Here is a 20,503-nt window from a genome sequence, read left to right on the forward strand (position 1 = left end):
ATCATGCGCGCCATTCCTCTACTCTCGCTTCTGCTGAGCGGCTGGTTCGTTGTCCCAGCCCATGCCGATGAGGCCCAGGACTGGTTGACCCGTCTGGGCCGGGCCGAGCAGCAGCAAAGCTTTCACGGTACCTTCGTTTACGAGCGGAACGGTAGTTTTTCTACCCACAACATCTGGCATCGCGTCCAGAATGGCCAGGTCCGCGAGCGTTTACTCCAGCTCGACGGTTCGGCTCAGGAAGTCGTGCGCATTGATGGACATACTCAATGCGTCAGCGGCACCCTGATTGCCGGGTTGGGAGATTCACCCAATTCCGCGGCTCGTCCTCTCGATCCGCAGAAACTGAAGAACTGGTATGACCTTGCCGTCATCGGCAAGTCACGCGTGGCCGGACGAGAAGCCGTGATCATATCGCTGACGCCTCGTGACCAGCATCGCTACGGTTTTGAGTTGCACCTGGACAAACAGACCGGTCTGCCCTTGAAATCGTTGTTGTTGAACGACAAGGGCCAGTTGCTCGAGCGGTTCCAGTTCACCAGCCTTGATACTGATGAAGTTCCATCGGACAAGGATCTGCAGGCGGACGCCGACTGTAAGGCGATTACCCTCGACCGTGACAAGGCATCGGCCGTCAAGACTGCCCAGGTCTGGCATTCAGACTGGCTGCCGCCAGGTTTCGAACTGACCAGCAGCACTTCACACAAAGATCCGGAAACCAAGACTCAGGTCAACAGCCTTCTGTATGACGATGGGTTGGCGCGCTTCTCGGTCTTCCTTGAACCGCTAAACGGTGCAACAGTCACCGATACGCGGACTCAACTCGGGCCAACCGTGGCTGTTTCCCGTCGCTTGACCACGCCTGAAGGCGAAATGATGGTAACAGTGGTCGGTGAAATCCCGATCGGTACAGCCGAGCGAATCGCTTTGTCGATGCGTAATAACAGTGGCGCTGCAACCAGCAAGCAGTGAGCTGATTCAGTCATTACCACGTCTTCACTCAGGCGTTGATGAAATGTTTGCTGAGCATTTTCATTTGCAAATACCCCGAAAGTTTTTTATAGGTCAGAGCCTCACGGCTCTGGCCTTGTTTGTTGTTGCTGGAACAAAAGTCTCAGTCGGTGGTTTGCGCTGAATCCTGTTCCATATCGCTTAAAACCTGCTCGTCGTAACGGGAGCTGTATGTCGATACCTAGCTTGAAATCTTATCTCTCCATCCTCGCCACCGTGCTGGTGCTCGGTCAGGCGGTTCCTGCTGCGCAAGCGGCCGATCTGCCTGACTTCACCCAACTGGTCGAACAGGCTTCGCCGGCAGTGGTGAACATCAGTACCACGCAGAAACTGCCGGATCGCAAAGTGAACCAGCAGATGCCTGACCTTGAAGGTCTGCCGCCGATGTTGCGGGAGTTCTTCGAGCGCGGCATGCCGCCTCAGCAGCGTTCACCGCGCGGTGATCGTCAGCGTGAAGCACAATCGCTCGGTTCGGGCTTCATCATTTCCTCGGATGGCTACATCCTCACCAACAACCACGTGATTGCCGACGCCGACGAAATTTTGGTGCGCCTGGCTGATCGCAGTGAAATGAAAGCCAAGCTGATCGGCACCGATCCACGCTCCGACGTGGCCCTGCTGAAAATCGAAGGCAAGGATTTGCCAGTGCTCAAGCTCGGCAAGTCCCAGGACCTGAAAGCCGGCCAGTGGGTCGTGGCAATCGGTTCGCCATTCGGCTTCGACCACACCGTGACTCAAGGCATTGTCAGCGCCGTAGGTCGCAGTCTGCCGAACGAAAACTACGTGCCGTTCATTCAGACCGACGTGCCGATCAATCCGGGCAACTCCGGCGGCCCGCTGTTCAACCTGAACGGTGAAGTGGTCGGCATCAACTCGCAGATCTACACCCGTTCCGGCGGTTTCATGGGCGTGTCCTTCGCGATCCCTATCGATGTGGCGATGGATGTTTCCAACCAGCTCAAGAGCGGTGGCAAAGTCAGCCGAGGCTGGCTGGGCGTGGTCATCCAGGAAGTGAACAAGGATCTGGCCGAGTCGTTCGGTCTGGATAAGCCGGCCGGCGCGCTGGTTGCGCAAATTCAGGATGACGGTCCTGCTGCCAAGGGCGGCCTGCAAGTGGGTGACGTGATCCTGAGCATGAATGGCCAGCCAATCGTCATGTCTGCTGACCTGCCGCATCTGGTCGGCGCACTCAAGGCTGGCGCCAAAGCCAATCTGGAAGTGATTCGTGAAGGCAAGCGCAAGAACGTCGAACTGACGGTTGGCGCGATCCCGGATGAAGACAAAGAACTGGATGCACTGCCGAAGTCCGGCGCTGAAACCACCAGCAACCGTCTCGGTGTTGCCGTGGGCGAACTGACTGCCGAGCAGAAGAAAGCCTACGACCTCAAGGGTGGTGTGGTGATCAAGGAAGTACAGGACGGTCCTGCCGTCCTGATCGGTCTGCAACCGGGCGATGTCATCACTCACCTGAACAACCAGGCCATCGGCTCCACCAAGGAGTTCACCGAGATCGCCAAGGCGCTGCCGAAGAACCGTTCGGTGTCGATGCGCGTCCTGCGTCAAGGTCGTGCCAGCTTCATCACCTTCAAGCTGGCTGAATAATCCAGCGCCAGGGTAAAAAAGAAACCGCCTCGAAAGAGGCGGTTTCTTTATGCCTGAAGCTTTTGTTTCGAGTCGACGAACCTCAGCCCATCATGTCCTTGATCATGCGCTCCTGCTCCATCAGCTCGCGCTGACGGGCATCAATCCGCGAGGACAGCGGGAAGTTGTTGCCGGCCTTGCGCTTGGCGAAGTCCAGTTGCTGGATGGCTTGGCGGTAATCACCAACCAGCGCGAAGTATTCGGCGCGCGCCTGATGCAGTCCGATGATGTTGCCCGACAAGCCACGAGTCTCGGCGACCTGATACCAGACGTCCGGATCATCCGGGCGTGATTTGAGCAAACCTTCCAGTGCTTTCTCGGCCTCGGGGGCGCGGTTCTGTTTGAGCAACAGATCGACCCGTATCTGATTCAGCGGATAGTTGCCGGGATACTGTGCGAGCATCCGGTCCACCCGAGATTGTGCGTCGGGCAGGCGATTGTTGGTGATGTCCAGATCGACCTGCGCGAGGTTGTAGATGATTTCGTTCGGAGAGGTCGCCAGCAATTGCTTGAGATTCTCGCGTGCCTCATTCAACTGGCCGCCCTTGATCTGCGCAATCGCCAGACCGTAGCGTGCCACGTCATTTTTCGGGTTTTCATCCAGCTGTGCGCGGAAGCGCTTGGCGCCCAGGCCTGGGGTTTCTTCGTAGATCAGTTGCACGCGTGCGCGGATCAGTTGATAGCGCTTGGAGTCTTCGATGCCTCCCGGTCTGGCCTGTTCGGCACGGTTGCGGGTGTCGGCGATACGCGATTCGGTGACCGGGTGAGTCAGCAGGAATTCCGGCGGCTTGGCATCGAAACGGTATTGGCGCATCAAGCGTTCGAACATGGTCGGCATCGAGCGTGGGTCGTACCCGGCTTTTTCCAGATTGAGGATGCCGATGCGGTCGGCTTCCTGTTCGTTCTGACGGGAGAACGTCCGTTGCGACTGAATCGCTGCAGCCTGCGTGCCGGCAATGGTCGCGATCCCTGCATCACCGCCACCCGCCGCCGCAATAACGATACCCGCCAGCAGCGCGGCCATCATTGGCACCTGCATGCGCTGCGAAGCTTCGACGCCACGAGCAAAGTGGCGCTGCGACAAGTGAGCCAGTTCGTGCGCAAGTACCGACGCGTACTCGCCCTCGGTCTGCGCATTGAGGAACAAGCCACCATTGACCCCGACCACACCGCCCGGTGCTGCGAAGGCGTTGAGCTGCGGGCTGTTGATCAGAATGAATTCAAGGCGGCGGTCCGTGACCTGGCTGGTCTCCACCAGCTTGTACACGCTGGATTCGACGTAGTCCTTGAGTTGCGGGTCATTGAGCTGCGAGACCTGGCTGCGCAACATGGCGAGCCATGCGCGACCGAGCTGATATTCCTGTTGTGGAGAGACAATGGCAGAACTGGCGTCGCCAAGTGACGGCAGATCGTCGGCGAAGCCCGGTGAGGCGAGCAGGCAAGCGAGCGTCAGCAGGGTAGGGCGCAGAAAAGTCATGCACAAAGCCTTAGAAGACAAAGACCTTACTGTAGCCGGACACCGGGCCCGCGACCAGATATTCTAGGCAGCTCGATGACCCGAACCGGAGTGACGCAATGACTGACGCTGTAGCCCATGACGTGGAACTGGACGCCAGTGGCCTGAATTGTCCGTTGCCGTTGCTCAAGGCAAAAATGGAGCTCAACAAACTCCAAAGTGGTGCTGTCCTCAAGGTGATCGCCACCGATGCGGGCTCGCAACGCGACTTCCGCACCTTCGCCAAATTGGCCGGTCATACGCTGCTGCGCGAAGAAGACGAAGCGGGGATTTACCGCTACTGGTTGAAAAAAGCCTGACGCCGACAGCGTAAAAGACCTAAGGATTATTGATGTTCAAAGTGTTACGCGACTGGATTCAGCGCTACTTCTCCGATGAAGAAGCCGTGGTGTTGGCCGTGCTGTTGTTTCTGGCCTTTACCGCCGTGCTCACCCTTGGCGGCATGCTCGCGCCCGTGCTGGCGGGCATGGTGCTGGCGTATCTGATGCAAGGTCTGGTGGTCACCCTTGAGCGCTTGCGCGTGCCCGGTGGTGCGGCGGTGGGTCTGGTATTCGCCTTGTTCATGGGCGTGTTGATGCTGTTCATCGTCGTGGTCATGCCGTTGCTTTGGCATCAGTTGATCACGCTGTTCAACGAGTTGCCGGGCATGCTCGCCAAGTGGCAGTCGCTGTTGTTGCTGCTGCCAGAGCGTTATCCGCATCTGGTGTCCGATGAGCAAGTATTGCAAGCCATCGAAGCGGCGCGCGGCGAGATCGGTAAATTCGGCCAGTGGGCGCTGACGTTCTCGCTGTCGAGCCTGCCGTTGCTGGTGAACATCATGATTTATCTGGTGCTGGTGCCAATCCTGGTGTTCTTCTTTCTGAAGGATCGGGCCATGATCGGTGAGTGGGTGCGCGGCTATTTGCCACGCGAGCGCGCTTTGATTACCCGGGTCGCCCAGGAAATGAACCGGCAGATTGCCAACTATATTCGCGGCAAAGTCATCGAGATCGTGATCTGCGGCGGCGTGACGTACATCGCCTTCGTCGCCCTCGGGCTCAATTATGCGGCGCTGCTCGCGTTGCTGGTGGGCGTGTCGGTCGTGGTGCCGTATGTCGGCGCGGTGGTGGTGACCGTGCCGGTGCTGTTGATTGCGCTGTTCCAGTGGGGCTGGAGTGATCAGTTCATTTATCTGATGGCGGTCTACGGGATCATTCAGACACTGGATGGCAACGTGCTGGTGCCGCTGCTGTTCTCGGAGGCGGTCAACCTGCACCCGGTGGCAATCATTTGCGCAGTGCTGTTGTTTGGCGGGTTGTGGGGATTCTGGGGGGTGTTCTTCGCAATTCCCTTGGCGACGCTGTTCAAGGCGGTACTGGATGCGTGGCCGCGCAAGGAACCGGTGGTGGCGCCGCTGCTTTAGTGGCTGATTCAGATTGTTAGGTGGGGGTAGGGCCTCTTCGCGAGCAAGCCCGCTCCCACATTGGAGTTGTGAACGCCACAGATCCAATGTGGGAGCGGGCTTGCTCGCGAAGGCGTCAGTGAAGACGCCAGAGAAACATCAGGCCTTGTGCAGTTCCTGAGCCGCAGCCAGAACCGCATCCACATGCCCTGGCACTTTCACGCCGCGCCATTCCTGGCGCAGCACACCGTCCTTGTCAATCAGGAAGGTGCTGCGATCAACGCCCAGGTATTCCTTGCCGTACAGCTTCTTCAACTTGATCACGTCGAACAGCTGGCAGACGGCCTCGTCCTTGTCGCTGATCAGCTCGAACGGAAACTCCTGCTTGCACTTGAAGTTTTCGTGGGACTTCAGGCTGTCGCGGGAAATGCCGAAGATTTCCGTGTTGGCAGCTTTGAACGCCGCGTATTGGTCACGGAAACCCTGGCCTTCGGTGGTGCAGCCCGGGGTGCTGTCCTTCGGATAGAAGTAGATCACCACTTGCTTGCCCTTGAGTGCAGACAGGCTGACGGTCTGCCCGCTGGTGGCAGGTGCTTCGAAATCCGCAACCGGTTGATCGATGACAACGGCCATGAAAGCTTCCTTACATTGGGTTTTGTGGGCGCCACGGCTCGATCAGCGCATCCAGGTTCATCGCATCGGCGAAGTCGAGGAACTGATCGCGCAGCCAACTGATCTGGGTGCCGGCCGGCAGGGTGACGGTGAACGTGGCGTTGAGCATGGTGCCGCCGGTCTGTGGCGCCTGATAGGTATCGCACGTGAGGTTTTCCAGCTCGACGTTGTGATCCATGAAGAACTGGCACAGCTCATTGATGATGTCCGGGCGGTACGCCGAGCTGACGTAAGCCACGTATGGCAACGCCTGTGGGCGATTTTCCAGTGCGGCGCTACGTACCACGTTGACGGTGAACGCGTGCTTCTTGGCGAGGCCCGACAGGCTGCCTTCCAGGCGCGCCAAGGCGTCCCAGCTACCCGAGACCTCAAGGACCAGTGCGCTGCACTCGCCGTGGCGGGTCAGACGTGAAGTGACCACGGCGCAGCGGTTTTCATGGCTGGCGCGGCACAGGACGTTAGTCAGCTCCATGGGGTTGGCGCCGAGGGCACTGATGACAAGGAATTGTTCGCGAACTGTGGGGGTGGACATGCAGCATTCCTAAAGCGATGAGCGGTCGGTAGGTTAACGGGCGTCAGCCGCCGGGAAGTGCCTGTGCCTGCCCCTTCAGAAAACTCCGGAGCGCATTGCACGGCACTCTCCAATATAGCGGGAGCGCGCGACAGCAACGCTGGAACGGGGTCTGGGGGCCGAAAAGGGAGGCTGGAACCCGGCGTACAAGCTGATCAGTACCGATCAAAGTCTGAAGGGTAGCGAAAAGCGACGCCAAGGGGAATGGCGGCAGCGCAGTACTTCGCTTGTGCAAGCATCTTGGCGCCAGTACCATTACCGCTCTCTTTTTCCGGCAGGAGCGGTTTCATGATTGCGGGCAGTATGGTGGCACTGGTCACTCCCATGGATGCAGAAGGGCGTCTTGACTGGGACAGCCTCAGCAAACTCGTGGACTTCCATCTCAAGAACGGCACCCATGCCATTGTCGCGGTCGGTACTACCGGCGAGTCGGCGACTCTTGATGTAGAAGAGCACATCGCCGTCATCAAAGCCGTGGTCAAACAGGTTGCCGGACGTATTCCGGTCATCGCCGGCACGGGCGCCAACTCGACCCGCGAAGCCGTCGAGCTGACCCGCAACGCCAAGGAAGCCGGTGCCGATGCCTGCCTGCTGGTAGTGCCGTACTACAACAAGCCGACTCAGGAAGGCCTGTACCAGCACTTCAAACACATCGCTGAAGCGGTCGACATCCCGCAGATTCTCTACAACGTTCCTGGCCGCACGTCTTGCGACATGCAGGCCGAGACCGTGATTCGCCTGTCCACCGTGCCGAACATCATCGGTATCAAGGAAGCCACCGGCGACCTGAAGCGCGCCAAGACCATCATCGACGGCGTGAGCAAGGACTTCATCGTGCTGTCCGGTGATGATCCGACCGCGGTCGAGCTGATCCTGCTGGGTGGCAAAGGCAACATCTCTGTTACCGCCAACGTCGCTCCGCGCGAAATGGCCGACCTGTGCGAGGCCGCGCTGAAAGGCGACGCCGACACCGCGCGGGCGATCAACGAAAAACTGATGCCGCTGCACAAAGACCTGTTCATCGAAGCCAACCCGATTCCGGTCAAGTGGGCTTTGGTTGAAATGGGTCTGATGCACGAAGGCATCCGCCTGCCACTCACCTGGCTGAGCGCACCTTGTCATGAAACGCTTCGCTCGGCCCTGCGCCAGTGCAGCGTCCTGGTTTAATTGAGGAAGTACAACGCATGAAGCGAATGGCCGGACTTTCCGCACTTGCCTTGATTATCTCCAGCACCAGCGGCTGCGGATGGGTCTGGGGGCCGGAAGGTTATTTCCGCGACCGTGGTAGCGATTACCTGCAAGCGCAACAGACTGCACCGATGCAATTGCCACCGGATGTCAGCACCTCCAAGCGTCTGGACCCGTTGTTGCCGATCCCGCGCAACGTGGCTGATGACACTGCAACGGGCGAGTACGTGGTTCCGCGTCCTCAGCCGTTGTCGGCCATCGCCGATGCCACCGATTATTCGCTGCAGAAAAGCGGCGATTCGCGTTGGGTCATGGCACAGCATCCACCGGCCGAAGTCTGGCCAGTGGCGGTGCAGTTCTTCCAGGACAACGGTTTCCGTCTGGATGAACAACGTCCGCAAACCGGTGAGTTCACCACCACCTGGCAGCATTCCGATGAGTTGTCGGCGTCCATGGCCAAGCGCCTGAGCGCGGCCGGCGTCGCCAGCGACAGCGAAACCCGCGTGCGTGTGCGGATCGAGCCGGGCGTGCAGCGCAACACCAGTGAAATCTACGTGGTCAGCGCCGAGCGTCCTGCCGGCAGCACCGCCGACGTCGATTTCACCAACCGTTCGGTCAATACCGGTCTGGATGCCGCCCTGGTCGACGACATGCTTGCGAGCATGAGCCGTATCTCCGAGAAGGGCGGTTCGGTATCAATGCTGGCTTCGCGTGATTTCGATACCCCGAGCCGCGTCAGCCTCAGCGAAGACGGCAGCGGTAACCCGGTATTGAACGTCGGCACTGACCTGGACCGTGCCTGGTCGAGCGTTGGTCGTGCACTGGAACAAGGCGAATGGCGCGTTGAGGACATCAACCGCAGTCTGGGCCTGTACTACATCAACCTGGCCGAAAAAGCCGAGAAGAAAGACGACAAGCCTGGGTTCTTCAGCAGCCTGTTCGGCAGCGCGCCGAGCAAGGAAGAAGTTGAAGCCCGCGCCGAGCGTTATCAGGTTCGCCTGAGCAAGGTTGGCGAGAACATTCAGGTGACCGTCGAGAAAAACATCAACACCGTCGCACCGGCTGAAGTGGCGCGTAAAGTGTTGAGCGTGATTCAGGACAACCTGGGCTGATCAACCATGCGTTTTGCCGTTCTCGGCAGCGGTAGCCAAGGGAACGGCACGCTGATCGCCAGTGCTGATACGTATGTGCTGGTAGATTGTGGTTTTTCCCTGCGGGAAACCGAAAAACGCCTGTTGCGCCTGGGTGTGAATCCGGCGCAACTGAGCGCGATACTCGTAACCCACGAACATGCCGACCATGTGCATGGCGTGGGTTTGCTGTCTCGGCGCTACAATCTACCGGTCTACCTCAGTCGCGGCACATTGCGCGGGATGCGCAAACCGATTGAACCCGCAGGCTTTCTGGCCGGTGGCGAGCAACTGCAGATCGGAGCACTGAACATCGGGGTCATTGCCGTGGCCCACGATGCGCATGAACCGACCCAGTACGTCTTCAGTGATCAAGAGCAGCGGCGCTTCGGCCTGCTGACCGACCTGGGTTCCTACTGCGAGCGGGTGCTGGATGGCTATCGGGACCTCGATGCGTTAATGATCGAGTCCAACCATTGCCGCGACATGCTGGCTCGTGGGCATTACCCGTACTTTCTCAAGCAGCGGGTGGGCGGCGAGCTGGGACATTTGAACAACCATCAGGCGGCATTCCTGGTGTCCGAGTTGGGGTGGCAGGGCTTGCAACACCTGGTCCTGGCCCATCTGAGCAGCAAGAACAACATGCCGCAGCTGGCCCGGCAATGTTTTGTCGACACCCTCGGGTGCGACCCGGACTGGCTGCAACTGGCCGATCAAGATTCAGGGCTCGACTGGCGCCATATCGCCTAGCCCACCTACTTAGCAAGCGGAGCCCATCATGGAAAAACGTGAAGAACTCTACCGCGGCAAAGCCAAATCGGTTTACAAGACCGACGACGCTGACCGCTTGATCCTGCTGTTTCGCAACGACACCTCGGCGTTCGACGGCAAGCGCATCGAGCAGCTCGACCGCAAAGGCATGGTGAACAACAAGTTCAATGCCTTCATCATGCAGAAACTCGAAGCGGCCGGCGTACCGACCCAATTCGACAAACTGCTGGGCGACAACGAATGCCTGGTGAAGAAACTCGACATGATCCCGGTCGAGTGCGTCGTGCGTAACTACGCCGCCGGCAGCCTGGTCAAGCGTCTGGGTGTCGAAGAAGGCCTGAAGCTCAATCCTTACACCTTCGAACTGTTCCTGAAGGACGACGCCAAGGGCGACCCGTTCATCAACGAATCCCACGTCGTGGCATTCGGCTGGGGCACCGCCGAGCAACTGGTTCGCATGAAAGAACTGTCGCTCAAGGTCAATGAAGTGCTGAGCAAGCTGTTCGACGACGCCGGTCTGCTGCTGGTCGACTTCAAGCTGGAATTCGGCGTGTTCAGCGACGGCTCCATCGTCCTCGGTGACGAGTTCAGCCCGGACGGCTGCCGTCTGTGGGACAAGGACACCAAGAAGAAGATGGACAAAGACCGCTTCCGTCAGGGCCTCGGTGACGTCATCGAAGCCTACGAAGAAGTCGCCAATCGTCTGGGCGTACCGCTTTAATCGACGCAAGCATCTGATAGCACGAACAAAATTTCGAAAGAGGGTTTGCTTTCGGTAAAAGTGTTGTTATGATGCGCGCCGTTGGAGAGATGCCAGAGTGGCCGAATGGGACGGATTCGAAATCCGTTGTACCTTCACCGGTACCTAGGGTTCGAATCCCTATCTCTCCGCCATATTCAGAAAACCCCTGTAATTCAATGAGTTACGGGGGTTTTTCTTTTTGGGTTGTACTACTCGTTTGTACTACTCAATCTGCCCGCTGGCTGCCCTAAGTGCTGAGTTATTTTCTCCAGCACGGATTCGGGGTGTAGTGGTCAACTAATCCCGGACACGACGTTAAGTTTTTCCTCGGCCCGAGCTGGCGCCAGCCCACCATTGAATTGGTGAGGCCGAATCCAGTTATACCGATGCATCAAAAAATGGCTGATGTCGCGCTGTGCTTCCTGCGCAGTTCTGTAGCCTAAGGTCGGTATCCATTCAGTTTTCAAACTCCGGAACACTCGCTCCATCGGTGCGTCCCAGCAATTTCCCCGGCGACTCATACTCTGGCGTATCCGGTATCGCCACAACCGTTGGCGAAATAAACGGCTTGCATATTGCGACCCTTGATCCGAGTGGAATAGCAGGCCCGAAGGCCTGCCACGCAGCTCGTAGGCCATATCTAGGGCCTTGATCACGAGTTCAGCGTCCGGTTTTTCCGACAGTGCCCAGCCCACTATCCGGCGCGCGCAAAGATCCTGCACGACAGCCAGGTAATGCCATTTACCTTGAGCCCAGATGTAAGTGATGTCGCCGCACCAGACCTGGTTGGGCGCAGGAACATCGAACTCCCGATTTAACGTATTCGGGATATCCAGTCGTTAGACTGTTGCTCGTTTGTACGCATGAGAGCCAGGCTGTTTGCTCACAAGCTCAAGTTCGCGCATTAAGCTACGTACCTTGAACCGGCCCAGTTGCTCACCGTCTTCACGCATCATCGACAAGATGCTGCGGCTGCCCGCAGAACTGCGACTTTGCGTGAACAGTTCATTGACCCGACTGCGCAGCCGAAGCCGCTCAACATCAGGAGTCCGGCGTCTGAGACGCTGGGCGTAGAAACACGAGCGGGTGACTTCAAACACCTTGCACAGCCAATCAACCGGCTCATGGGCACTCAACTGATCAATCAGCGCAAACGCTCGTGATCTTCCGACATCAAGAGTGCGGTAGCCTTTTTTAGTATGGATTTTTCTCGCTCAAGCCGGGCGACCCAAGCTTCCAGTTCCTGAATTTTCTGCTGCTCCGGGGTCAGCGCCGTGCTCTGCGGAGTAACGCCTTGGTGCTCTTTCTGAACCTGGTCAACCCAGCGGCGCAGCGCTGACTCACCAATGCCGAGTGAGCGGCTGGCTTCGATGTAGCTGTAGTTTTGCTTGAGCACGAGGTCGGCAGCCTCGCGTTTGAATTCAGCAGTAAAGGAGCGGCGTTGTTTGGTCATCTGACACCTCGATCTGGCGAGCATTCTCGCCTAAATGGGTGTCCGGTTTCATTAGACCACTACAGTGTCCGTATTCCATGGCCAGAAGCGACCTGGGGGCGGCAGAAGGGGGGCGAATCCCTATCTGCGGATCACTGAGCCGGTTGAGGGGATTCGTATGGAAGCCCTAATTACTAGGCGTGATGAAACTTCAAAAGCTCCTTCCAGATGTAACCATAGCTGAAGCGCAGCCAAGTAATTTTTAACCGGTCGAAGCTACGTCGTAGCCAGCTGTTTTCTCGCGCTTTAAGTTCTTTGGCTATTTCTTCTAGTAACCATTCATCCTGAAACCCACTCCAAACAGGAGGGACGGGCGCTTCTAAATTGGTGAAACACACGGGAGCTACCTCTGAATACAAGATGTCTTCAACGACCTTTGGGTCGTAGCCCTGGATTCGTTCTGCGATAGAGGCATAGTCGACAGCGCTGTCTACGAAGGCTTCTGCCAGTGCGATCTGGATACTTGCTCGTTCCGCAGGAGTCAGAATATGTCCCAATGTGCCAGCTCCTCTAACTCTGCGTCGAACGTATCAGCCGCGACCCCGCCAGCAATGCCGCCGGCGATGCTTCCAATGAGAACAACGGCTATGGCACAGGCCGGAGCTCCAGGACCACAAAGAGCGGATATGCCCAACCCCGCCAGAAATCCGCCCGCCGCACCACCACCGAGGATGGTGGCTTGACGGGCCGTTTCCTTGGCCTTGTCGTCTGCGTTCAGTATTTGGTATGTGGCAAGCACCGCTGTCATGATGATGCCAACCTTGCCCATAACAGACATGATTTTGGTTCCAGCAGAGAACTTGGCATTGGCACTGCCAGACCGCTCTAGTGCTTTGTACAAGACTTCTTTCTGTTGGGCCTTAGAAAGTTGTTCGTAATTTTTGTTGAATTGGGTTTGAGACTTTCCGTCGAGGATTTCGCTGTATGTTTTTCCAGTCTTTTTCTTTTTTTGCACGATGGCCAAGCCCTGTGCAGAGGTCAGCTTGCGGTGTTCGTACATGATTTTGTTGCGCATCTCGTTGCTGAACTTTGTCGCTTCCTCGACGCTGATATTGCCGGCTTTCACGTCAGCGAATATCTGCTGTGACATTCGTCGAATATTGCCCTCGTAGCTTGCACGGACGCGTTCGTCCTTGATGGCATCGATGGAAAATCGACTCGCCGCCCCCTCCATACCTGCAACCGCCATCTCAAGCGGAGACTGCTCGAGCGTATGTTCGCTTTTGACAACATAACTTCCGGTTACCAAGTTCGGTTCGCTCACGAGAATATCCTTATCCCAAAATATCGTTCAGTAGTCCGTCGATACCTGCGACTGTGCAGGTGCTCTCGTCTTGGGCAAATGCCAAGGTATGGCATGTCTTTCCGGTGGGGTTGGAGAATTTGACTGAGTTGTTCGCGTCGAAGACGCCGGGCATGGAGGAGCCGTCGTCAAAGTGAGCTGTGCAGGAAAATCCTTCATAGCTTTCTTCCGCAGGAATTTTAAAGCCGATCCAGTTTCCGTGGATGACCATGGGCGTGGGAGGAATAAAGTGGGTGGGGGTATGCGCGCTGCCGATGATGACTGTGCCCGAACCGCCTATCACGACATCGCCATGGGTGCCGACAGTGCCGACTAGTGCAGCGTTTTTTCCGTTGATAAACACGGTGCCGGACACTTCCGAGGCTAGCGCGCTGCCGCAGGTACACGTGTCATCTTTGCGGGCGGCTGCAAGACCGTCGAAGAACACATCAGGAGAGCCGGACGCGATAGCTTTGGGACCGTGCCCGGGTATGGGGCAACTGGTTGGGTCGGTGATGCGTGCAGCTGGCTTTGCCATGATTGACTCCCTGTCAAAGAATTTAACGGGAATAACTGTATCAGACCTGCTTTGAGAAATGGTTCGCGAAAATGTTCGCAAAGTGATGTCTAGGACGTGCGATGGGAATTGATGGGGCCCAGGTGCTATTGCCAAGCTTGATTAGAGGGGAAGGTGGAGTGCAAGAGCGGAGCATTGGCTGAAGGTGTGCCGATGGGGCAGAACTGACTTCGGCGCTTTACTTAGTGTTGGTGTCTGTTTTGGCAAGCAAGCGGTGAAAACTGGAAACAGACACCTCAACAGACACCTTGGATTTGTGAGGCAGGCTGGAAGCCTTGAAAACAGTGGAGCGTGTGAAGGGAATCGAACCCTCGTTATCAGCTTGGGAAGCTGCAGGTTGTTAATTTCGAGTACGGTGTAACCATCGCAGGCCGTTAATAGCTCGTCTGTCCGTGTTGTATCATAATTCCGGCCATGCTATGTAACAGCCAAGATTACTTCCGAACAGTCTGAAGCACTGCACAAGTAGGAACTACTGATGGCGAATCTGCGTAGGGACAACCACTATGTACCGAAGCTCTATTTGAAGCAGTGGTCACATGACGGTTTTATCCCCACCTACCGATTACTAGTTCCCAACGAAAAATATCCATTGTGGAAAGAGCAATCTCTCAAAGGTATTGCATTTCACCAACATCTCTATACCTACCTGGCTGGGCAGGAAGAGACTGACGAATTTGAAAAGTGGCTTGATCAAGAGTTTGAAAACCCAGCGCAGGAAGCTATAGAGCGTGTCGTCAATGAGCGAAGTCTTTCGCCAGAGCACTGGAAGAAGTTAGTGCGTTTCGCTGCTGCTCAGGATGTGCGAACGCCTGCGCGGCTTAGAGAGTTTCTCGGACGGCAACGCGAGATACTGCCATCAATGCTGGAAGATTCCGTTGAGCGTTCTGTTCATATGATGGAAAGGGCTGTCCGAGGCAGGGGGGCGCTTCCAGAATCTAAAATTTATACCGACGGCTTTCCAATGAAAGTTTCAATCGAAAAGGAGTTGGACGGCAGTGGGTTGCTCAATGCAGAAGTCATCATAGGCAGGCGGTTATGGCTATGGAACATAAGGCATCTACTGACCAAGACTTTAGGTCGTCTGCCGAGGCATCGGTGGACGATACTCCATGCACCACAGGGCATATCATGGCCAACCTCGGATAACCCACTGATTCGTCTCAATTTCCATGATGCTCGAAACTATAACTTTGGGGGCGGCTGGGGAGTTGAAAACGGGGAGATACTTCTTCCGCTGAGTCCGAAACACCTTCTCTATACGTGCATCGGCAAGCGCCCTTGGTATCGAGGAAAGATGCTTGACGAAGAGAATGCTCAACTAATGCGGAAGATCATAATTGAGCACGCTGATCGCTACGTTTTTTCTCGAGACCAGAGCGATATCCATCTTATTCGGCCTCGAACGGTTTGTTCAGAAACGTTCAAACGTGAGCAAGATGAATGGGGAAATTGGCGGGATGAACAGTGCCAAGCTGAGGCTGAGCTTCTGCGTTAGCTTGAGGAACCTACGCTGGAGCGGAATCCGTTTAGGGCAAAAATCAGGGCAGAATCAGGGCCGCGATAGGCCATACGCGATTAGCGAAAAACGCGTATCTGGTGGGCTGGAGCGGTCTATGGTGATAGGCGAAGGTGTTCGAATCCCTATCTCTCCGCCATTACATAGAAAAAGCCCCGTAGATGAAAATCTACGGGGCTTTTTCGTTTTTGCGCGGAAGGTAAATGGCAAGGCCCTACAGGCAGGACACCTGTAGGGCAGTTTCATTTCAGCGGGATCTACACCCCCCATCCACAACAAGTCCGCACAACGGCGAATTGTTCAGGGTATCGAGGATGCGGCGCCGCGCAGTGTTCAGGCATTTAAATTTCCCTGACCGGCGTCTCCCCCTGCACAGCCTTGATCAACCCGATCACGTGCAGACAATCCGCCTTGTTCACATAGGACTCGCCACTGGCGATGGTCTCGTGATTGCCCGCCCTCAGCCTCCAGCGCCATTGCCCTTTGCCGGTACTCGGGGTGCCTTTGGATTGTCTGTAAATCTCGAAATACATTCAGTTCGCTCCATGCGATTTATTATTGCGACAGCCTGTGTGGCGCATCGACGCAAGCCTAGCTCAGGCGGGTTTTTTGGCTATCGGACATTTGTTTCCAATCGTTCGCGAATGTTTCCGAAGCATGCGGGCTAGAGCGTATGGATCGACCGCTGGATTGGCCAATATGACGCCGTCTGACCCTTGCAACAGCGTCATCGCTACTGCTTAATACGGGACGGCTCATGGTGTCGACAATCGTTCGACGACCGACAAACACTATAAAAAGAGCACTCCCTTGACCAAGCATGGAACGCAGCAGGCCGGGCACGTGACGTTATCACTGGTTGTCCCCGTTTTTAACGAAGAGGACAGCCTCGATACGTTTTTGCAGCGCATCAATGAAGTCTTTCAACAGCAGCCGTTGATTGATCTTGAGATGGTCTTCGTCAACGACGGTAGTACCGACGCCACGCTCGAGCGCCTGCTGGAATGCCAGCAGCAGGACTCGCGCCTGCGTATCGTCGACCTGAGTCGCAACTTCGGCAAGGAAGCGGCATTGTCTGCCGGTCTGCAGATCGCGACCGGGCAGGTCGTGGTGCCCATTGATGCCGATCTGCAGGACCCGCCGGAAATCATTCTGCTCATGATCGAGCGCTGGCGTGAAGGCTTTGAAGTGGTGCTGGGTCACCGCGTCAGCCGCCGCAGCGACACATGGGCCAAGCAGACGTCGGCGCACTGGTTCTATCGTCTGCACAACAAGATTGCCGAACAGCCATTGCCCGAGAACGTCGGTGATTTTCGCCTGATGGACCGTTGCGTGGTCGATGCCTTGCTGACCCTGCCCGAGTCCCGGCGCTTCATGAAGGGCTTGTTTGCCTGGGTCGGCTTCCGCACCACGCACGTTGATTACGAGCGTCCCGAACGCGTGGCGGGGCAGAGCAAATTCAATGGCTGGCGGCTGTGGAATTTTGCTTTGGAAGGCATCACCAGTTTCAGCACCGAACCGTTGCGGGTCTGGACTTACGTGGGTGCGCTGGTGTCGCTGGTTTCGTTTGCGTTCGCCATTTTCATTGTCTTGCGCACGTTGATTCACGGCGTCGACATGCCCGGTTATGCCTCCCTGATGGTGGCCGTGACCTTCCTTGGGGGCTTGCAGTTGATTGGCATCGGCGTGCTCGGCGAGTACCTGGGTCGCACTTATATCGAATCCAAACGCCGGCCGGTTTTTCTGGTGCGTCGTGTCTACGACTCCAAGGATTGAAACATGGACCTCAAGGAAACCGACATCCTCGGCGACACCATCGGCGAGCATTGGTATTACCGTTCGAAAGCCGCCGCGACCCGGCGCTTGCTGGGCGCTGCGCCGATCGGGCGAATTCTCGATGTGGGCGCCGGTTCCGGGTTTTTCTCCCATCACCTGCTGACCCATACCGATGCGCGGGAAGCGTGGTGTGTCGACATCAGTTACCCCGCCGACTCCAGTGCGACGACTGCCGGCAAGCCGGTGCATTACCGCCGCGGGATCGACAACCTCGACGCCGATCTGGTGCTGCTGATGGACGTGCTGGAGCATGTCGATGACGACCTTGGCCTGCTGAGGATGTACGTCGACAAAGTGCCGTCCGGCAGCCGCTTTCTGATGACGGTGCCGGCGTTCCAGTTTCTCTGGAGCGGGCACGATGACTTCCTTGAGCACAAGCGCCGTTACACTCTGGCGCAATTCGAAACCCTGGCGCGCGATGCCGGGCTGACCGTGCAGCGCGGCGCCTACTATTTCGGCGCGGTGTTCCCGATTGCGGCGCTGTTGCGGCTATTGCCGCAAGGGCCGCAGGCCTCGGTGCCGCGCTCGCAGCTCAAACGTCATCATCCGCTGGTGAACAGCGTGCTCAACACGCTGTGCAGCCTCGAACTGCCGCTGATGGCCTGCAACCGCCTCGCGGGTCTCAGTGTCTTTGTGTTGGCGCAAAAGCCGTGACCTCGGCCGAAAAGTCGGCGTTGATCCAGCGTGGCCTGCGGTTTGCCGTGACCGGTCTGTTTGTCACGGCGTTGCACGCGCTGGTGGCGGTGCTGTTCATCAATTTCATTGCCGCACAACCGCCCCTTGCCAATGGTGTGGCATTTGCCGTGGCGACGGTGGTTTCCTATGTGATCAACACCACCTGGAGCTTTTCCGCCCGCTTGCATGGCCGAACCTTGTTGCGTTTTCTGCTGGTCTCCGCCGGCGGGTTTCTGTTGGCGGTGTTGGTCGCTTGGGTGGCGCAGATCGCCGGGCTTCACTATTTGCTGGGTATCGTTGCGGTGGCGCTGACGATCCCGGCATTCACCTTTGTGTTGCATAATTTCTGGACGTATCGATGAGGGACGTGAACAAGCATCCGGCTCTCGCGCTGCTGCCGTTGCTGCTCGGTGCGCTGGCGTTTTTCCTGGTGATCGGACCGCGCGCGCTGGACCCGCAAAACATCGCCTGGCTGAAGGATGGCGATCCTGCCACGCACTATCTGGGCTGGGCATATTTCCGCCATTCGCCGTGGACCTTTCCGCTCGGGCTCAACCCGTCCTACGGTCTGGAGTTGGGCAGTGCGATCATTTTCTCCGACTCCAATCCGCTGCCGGCGCTGTTGTTCAAGCCCTTTAGCGGGTTACTGCCCGAGACCTTTCAGTATTTAGGCTTGTGGTTGTTGGCCTGCTTCGTTCTGCAGGCCTGGTTCGCCTGGAAACTCTTGGGGCTGATCACCGACAACCCCGTGCTGCGCCTGTTGGGCGCGGGGCTGTTGGTGTTTTCGCCACCGCTGTTGGTTCGCACCGGCGGGCACTTGTCGCTGGCCGGTCATTTCCTGATTCTGGCTGCGCTGTATCTGGCGCTGCATCCAGCGATTCAGCGGCGACGCTGGGCGTGGGGCGCCTTGCTGGCGGTCACGGCCCTGGTTCACGCGTATCTGTTGATCATGGTCGCGTTGCTCTGGGTGGCCGATCTGCTGGGTAAGGTGAGCCTTGGCAAGTTGACCCGTCGTCAGGGCGGGTTCGAGTTTGCCAGTCTGTTCGCGTTGGTCAGCGTGTGTTGTTGGCAGGCGGGCTATTTCAGCATTGTCGACGGTGCCGGCGGGGGCGGATTCGGCTGGTATCGGATGAACCTGCTGGCATTGTTCGATCCCGATGGCTGGTCGTTCGTATTGCCGGACATCAAAATGGACGGCGGTGATTACGAGGGCTTCAACTATCTGGGCCTTGGCGGCCTGTTGCTGTTGCCCGTGGCCGGCATCGCTTTGTTCCAGCGTGACATTTCCTTGAAAGCACTGCTGACCAGACGCCCGTGGCTATTGCTGGCGATGTTCGGGCTGACGCTGTTTGCCTTGTCGAACCATATCGGCTGGGGTACGCACAGTTTCAGTTATCCACTGCCCAGGTTCATTGAGGGGCTGGCAAGTATTTTTCGCGCCTCGGGACGTCTGTTCTGGCCGGTGTTCTACGCGTTATTTGTGTTGGTCATTTATCTTGTGGTGCGCGGTTATCGAGCACCAGTCGCCGTGGTTTTGCTGGCGTTGGCGCTGGTGGCGCAAGTCGTCGACACCCGCATCGCCTGGGCCGGTTTGAGGGCGGCGAAAATGATCCCTGAAACGTCGGCCTGGGACAGTCCCATGCGCGATCCTTTCTGGGAGAGTGCCGCCAGTCACTACAAGAACATCCGTGCGTTGATGCCGAAAAATCAATCGGATCAGTGGCAGGTCATCGCCGATTTTGCCGCCACCCACGGGCTGAAAACCGATGCGGTGTACATGGGCCGGGTCAGTCCCAAAGCGCAGGACACAGCGCAGCGCGAAGCACTGCGCCGACTGGCGAGCGGAGAATACGCGAGCGATTCCCTCTACATCCTCGATGAGGATGCAATGGATCTGGCGATCAAAAGCGTCCACAGCGACACGGACCTGCTGACTCGGGTCGACGACTTCGTCGTACTGGCGCCGGGCTGGAAGCGCTGCGGGCAATGCCCGGCCATGGCTGATCAGGGGCGCGCAATGTCCGTCGTACCCTTGAGTCGGCCAGGGCTGGTGCAGACCTTCAATCGCAAGACCCGGCAATTGCTCAAGGGCTGGTCGACGCCGGAACCCTGGGGAACCTGGAGTGAGGGCAAGGACGCTGAAATCGCCCTGCGTGTCGCCCCTGAGGCGCGTCTGATCGTGATGGATGCATTGGCGTTCGTGATGCCGCCAAACCTGAATCAGCGAGTCATCGTCAGTATCAATGGAATTCAGGTGTTGTCGACTCGCCTGACTCAGGTTCAGGGCAATCAGTTGCACATCCCGATCACTGCTGCTGCACGGGAGACCTTGGGCGGTGACGGCTCGCTGACGCTTCAACTGCATCTTCCCGATGCGGTGAGCGCACAGCAATTGGGCCTGAACGATGATCCGCGCGTGATGGGACTGGGGTTGAAAACACTGACCGTGCAATGAATGCGCAGTCGTACACCCAAAGGTTGATGGACGCCGGGCCCAAGGCC

Annotated in this window: 20 protein-coding genes, 1 tRNA gene and 1 pseudogene; 14 read left to right on the forward strand and 8 right to left on the reverse strand. The window is 57.4% G+C overall.

Annotated features, from left to right (window positions below):
* Positions 1-3: 3 nt before the first annotated feature.
* Complete coding sequence (locus tag AACY19_RS20460) at positions 4-969, forward strand: MucB/RseB C-terminal domain-containing protein (protein ID WP_339453380.1); 966 nt, start codon at positions 4-6, stop codon at positions 967-969.
* A gap of 210 nt (positions 970-1,179) precedes the next feature.
* Positions 1,180-2,610 (forward strand): DegQ family serine endoprotease, encoded by a 1,431-nt coding sequence (locus tag AACY19_RS20465; RefSeq protein ID WP_339453382.1) that lies wholly within the window; start codon positions 1,180-1,182, stop codon positions 2,608-2,610.
* Positions 2,611-2,692: 82 nt separating this feature from the next.
* Here the strand turns inward: AACY19_RS20465 and AACY19_RS20470 are convergent, their stop codons facing one another.
* Entirely contained in the window at positions 2,693-4,126 is a 1,434-nt protein-coding gene (locus AACY19_RS20470) for a M48 family metalloprotease (RefSeq protein WP_339453384.1), read from the reverse strand.
* A gap of 98 nt (positions 4,127-4,224) precedes the next feature.
* Here AACY19_RS20470 and AACY19_RS20475 point away from each other — a divergent pair, with 98 nt between their 5' ends.
* Together AACY19_RS20475 and AACY19_RS20480 are read left to right on the forward strand one after the other, a co-directional pair.
* The gene (locus AACY19_RS20475) at positions 4,225-4,464 is read left to right on the forward strand and encodes a sulfurtransferase TusA family protein (RefSeq protein WP_339453386.1); all 240 of its coding nucleotides are present in this window, start codon (positions 4,225-4,227) and stop codon (positions 4,462-4,464) included.
* A gap of 32 nt (positions 4,465-4,496) precedes the next feature.
* Positions 4,497-5,567: an AI-2E family transporter gene (locus AACY19_RS20480; protein WP_339453388.1), complete on the forward strand. Its 1,071-nt coding sequence runs from the start codon at positions 4,497-4,499 to the stop codon at positions 5,565-5,567.
* Positions 5,568-5,705: 138 nt separating this feature from the next.
* Here the strand turns inward: AACY19_RS20480 and AACY19_RS20485 are convergent, their stop codons facing one another.
* The gene (locus AACY19_RS20485) at positions 5,706-6,179 is read right to left on the reverse strand and encodes a peroxiredoxin (protein WP_100847527.1); all 474 of its coding nucleotides are present in this window, start codon (positions 6,177-6,179) and stop codon (positions 5,706-5,708) included.
* A gap of 10 nt (positions 6,180-6,189) precedes the next feature.
* On the reverse strand, positions 6,190-6,750 hold the full coding sequence (locus tag AACY19_RS20490; protein WP_339453392.1) for a glycine cleavage system protein R: 561 nt from the start codon (positions 6,748-6,750) through the stop codon (positions 6,190-6,192).
* Between the two features lie 327 nt (positions 6,751-7,077).
* Between AACY19_RS20490 and dapA the strand changes: the two genes are divergently transcribed.
* The 5 genes from dapA (at position 7,078) to AACY19_RS20515 (ending at position 10,772) form a co-directional block, all read left to right on the forward strand.
* Entirely contained in the window at positions 7,078-7,956 is an 879-nt protein-coding gene (gene dapA, locus AACY19_RS20495; RefSeq protein WP_339453394.1) for a 4-hydroxy-tetrahydrodipicolinate synthase, read from the forward strand.
* A gap of 17 nt (positions 7,957-7,973) precedes the next feature.
* A complete protein-coding gene (bamC, locus tag AACY19_RS20500; RefSeq protein ID WP_339453396.1) occupies positions 7,974-9,089 on the forward strand; it encodes an outer membrane protein assembly factor BamC in 1,116 nt (371 codons plus the stop codon).
* A gap of 6 nt (positions 9,090-9,095) precedes the next feature.
* Complete coding sequence (locus AACY19_RS20505) at positions 9,096-9,857, forward strand: MBL fold metallo-hydrolase (RefSeq protein WP_339453398.1); 762 nt, start codon at positions 9,096-9,098, stop codon at positions 9,855-9,857.
* Between the two features lie 28 nt (positions 9,858-9,885).
* Complete coding sequence (purC, locus tag AACY19_RS20510) at positions 9,886-10,599, forward strand: phosphoribosylaminoimidazolesuccinocarboxamide synthase (RefSeq protein WP_339453400.1); 714 nt, start codon at positions 9,886-9,888, stop codon at positions 10,597-10,599.
* 83 nt (positions 10,600-10,682) lie between these two features.
* Positions 10,683-10,772, forward strand: a tRNA-Ser gene (locus AACY19_RS20515).
* A gap of 141 nt (positions 10,773-10,913) precedes the next feature.
* On the opposite strand, the pseudogene AACY19_RS20520 reads toward AACY19_RS20515, so the two are convergent.
* The 4 genes and pseudogenes from AACY19_RS20520 to AACY19_RS20535 form a co-directional block, all read right to left on the reverse strand.
* Positions 10,914-12,073, reverse strand: a pseudogene (locus AACY19_RS20520) (IS3 family transposase).
* 173 nt (positions 12,074-12,246) lie between these two features.
* The gene (locus tag AACY19_RS20525; protein WP_339453402.1) at positions 12,247-12,609 is read right to left on the reverse strand and encodes a DUF7079 family protein; all 363 of its coding nucleotides are present in this window, start codon (positions 12,607-12,609) and stop codon (positions 12,247-12,249) included.
* The gene (locus AACY19_RS20530; RefSeq protein ID WP_339453404.1) at positions 12,594-13,376 is read right to left on the reverse strand and encodes a hypothetical protein; all 783 of its coding nucleotides are present in this window, start codon (positions 13,374-13,376) and stop codon (positions 12,594-12,596) included. Before AACY19_RS20530 ends, AACY19_RS20525 begins: the two co-directional genes overlap by 16 nt.
* Before the next feature lie 10 nt (positions 13,377-13,386).
* Positions 13,387-13,932, reverse strand: a complete 546-nt coding sequence (locus tag AACY19_RS20535; RefSeq protein WP_339453406.1) for a PAAR domain-containing protein — start codon at positions 13,930-13,932, stop codon at positions 13,387-13,389.
* A gap of 517 nt (positions 13,933-14,449) precedes the next feature.
* Here AACY19_RS20535 and AACY19_RS20540 point away from each other — a divergent pair.
* The gene (locus AACY19_RS20540; RefSeq protein WP_339453408.1) at positions 14,450-15,469 is read left to right on the forward strand and encodes a DUF4238 domain-containing protein; all 1,020 of its coding nucleotides are present in this window, start codon (positions 14,450-14,452) and stop codon (positions 15,467-15,469) included.
* 362 nt (positions 15,470-15,831) lie between these two features.
* On the opposite strand, the gene AACY19_RS20545 is transcribed toward AACY19_RS20540, so the two are convergent.
* Positions 15,832-16,023 carry a YegP family protein gene (locus tag AACY19_RS20545; RefSeq protein ID WP_339453410.1) on the reverse strand — a complete coding sequence of 64 codons (192 nt, stop codon included), beginning with the start codon at positions 16,021-16,023 and terminating at the stop codon, positions 15,832-15,834.
* A gap of 277 nt (positions 16,024-16,300) precedes the next feature.
* On the opposite strand from AACY19_RS20545, the gene AACY19_RS20550 reads away from it, so the two are divergent.
* Genes AACY19_RS20550 through AACY19_RS20565 form a run of 4 tightly spaced genes read left to right on the forward strand, consistent with a single transcriptional unit; the run spans position 16,301 to position 20,456 of the window.
* Complete coding sequence (locus AACY19_RS20550; RefSeq protein ID WP_339453412.1) at positions 16,301-17,266, forward strand: glycosyltransferase family 2 protein; 966 nt, start codon at positions 16,301-16,303, stop codon at positions 17,264-17,266.
* Between the two features lie 3 nt (positions 17,267-17,269).
* Entirely contained in the window at positions 17,270-17,980 is a 711-nt protein-coding gene (locus AACY19_RS20555; protein WP_339453414.1) for a class I SAM-dependent methyltransferase, read from the forward strand.
* The gene (locus AACY19_RS20560; protein ID WP_339453416.1) at positions 17,977-18,363 is read left to right on the forward strand and encodes a GtrA family protein; all 387 of its coding nucleotides are present in this window, start codon (positions 17,977-17,979) and stop codon (positions 18,361-18,363) included. The genes AACY19_RS20555 and AACY19_RS20560 overlap by 4 nt, the downstream gene beginning before the upstream one ends.
* Positions 18,360-20,456 carry a DUF6311 domain-containing protein gene (locus AACY19_RS20565; protein WP_339453418.1) on the forward strand — a complete coding sequence of 699 codons (2,097 nt, stop codon included), beginning with the start codon at positions 18,360-18,362 and terminating at the stop codon, positions 20,454-20,456. The genes AACY19_RS20560 and AACY19_RS20565 overlap by 4 nt, the downstream gene beginning before the upstream one ends.
* Positions 20,457-20,503: the final 47 nt, after the last annotated feature.

Source organism: Pseudomonas sp. EA_5y_Pfl2_R50 (assembly GCF_963970475.1).
Taxonomy (GTDB): Bacteria; Pseudomonadota; Gammaproteobacteria; order Pseudomonadales; family Pseudomonadaceae; genus Aquipseudomonas.

Bases quoted from the DNA above. Each gene is read 5' to 3' on its own strand.
- AACY19_RS20460 (WP_339453380.1), top strand. From the start codon at position 4: ATGCGCGCCATTCCTCTACTCTCGCTTCTGCTGAGCGGCTGGTTCGTT.
- AACY19_RS20505 (WP_339453398.1), top strand. From the start codon at position 9,096: ATGCGTTTTGCCGTTCTCGGCAGCGGTAGCCAAGGGAACGGCACGCTG.
- AACY19_RS20490 (WP_339453392.1), bottom strand. From the start codon at position 6,750: ATGTCCACCCCCACAGTTCGCGAACAATTCCTTGTCATCAGTGCCCTC.
- AACY19_RS20475 (WP_339453386.1), top strand. From the start codon at position 4,225: ATGACTGACGCTGTAGCCCATGACGTGGAACTGGACGCCAGTGGCCTG.
- AACY19_RS20470 (WP_339453384.1), bottom strand. From the start codon at position 4,126: ATGACTTTTCTGCGCCCTACCCTGCTGACGCTCGCTTGCCTGCTCGCC.
- bamC (WP_339453396.1), top strand. From the start codon at position 7,974: ATGAAGCGAATGGCCGGACTTTCCGCACTTGCCTTGATTATCTCCAGC.
- AACY19_RS20480 (WP_339453388.1), top strand. From the start codon at position 4,497: ATGTTCAAAGTGTTACGCGACTGGATTCAGCGCTACTTCTCCGATGAA.
- AACY19_RS20565 (WP_339453418.1), top strand. From the start codon at position 18,360: ATGAGGGACGTGAACAAGCATCCGGCTCTCGCGCTGCTGCCGTTGCTG.
- AACY19_RS20540 (WP_339453408.1), top strand. From the start codon at position 14,450: ATGGCGAATCTGCGTAGGGACAACCACTATGTACCGAAGCTCTATTTG.
- AACY19_RS20545 (WP_339453410.1), bottom strand. From the start codon at position 16,023: ATGTATTTCGAGATTTACAGACAATCCAAAGGCACCCCGAGTACCGGC.
- dapA (WP_339453394.1), top strand. From the start codon at position 7,078: ATGATTGCGGGCAGTATGGTGGCACTGGTCACTCCCATGGATGCAGAA.
- AACY19_RS20555 (WP_339453414.1), top strand. From the start codon at position 17,270: ATGGACCTCAAGGAAACCGACATCCTCGGCGACACCATCGGCGAGCAT.
- AACY19_RS20465 (WP_339453382.1), top strand. From the start codon at position 1,180: ATGTCGATACCTAGCTTGAAATCTTATCTCTCCATCCTCGCCACCGTG.
- AACY19_RS20485 (WP_100847527.1), bottom strand. From the start codon at position 6,179: ATGGCCGTTGTCATCGATCAACCGGTTGCGGATTTCGAAGCACCTGCC.
- AACY19_RS20535 (WP_339453406.1), bottom strand. From the start codon at position 13,932: ATGGCAAAGCCAGCTGCACGCATCACCGACCCAACCAGTTGCCCCATA.
- purC (WP_339453400.1), top strand. From the start codon at position 9,886: ATGGAAAAACGTGAAGAACTCTACCGCGGCAAAGCCAAATCGGTTTAC.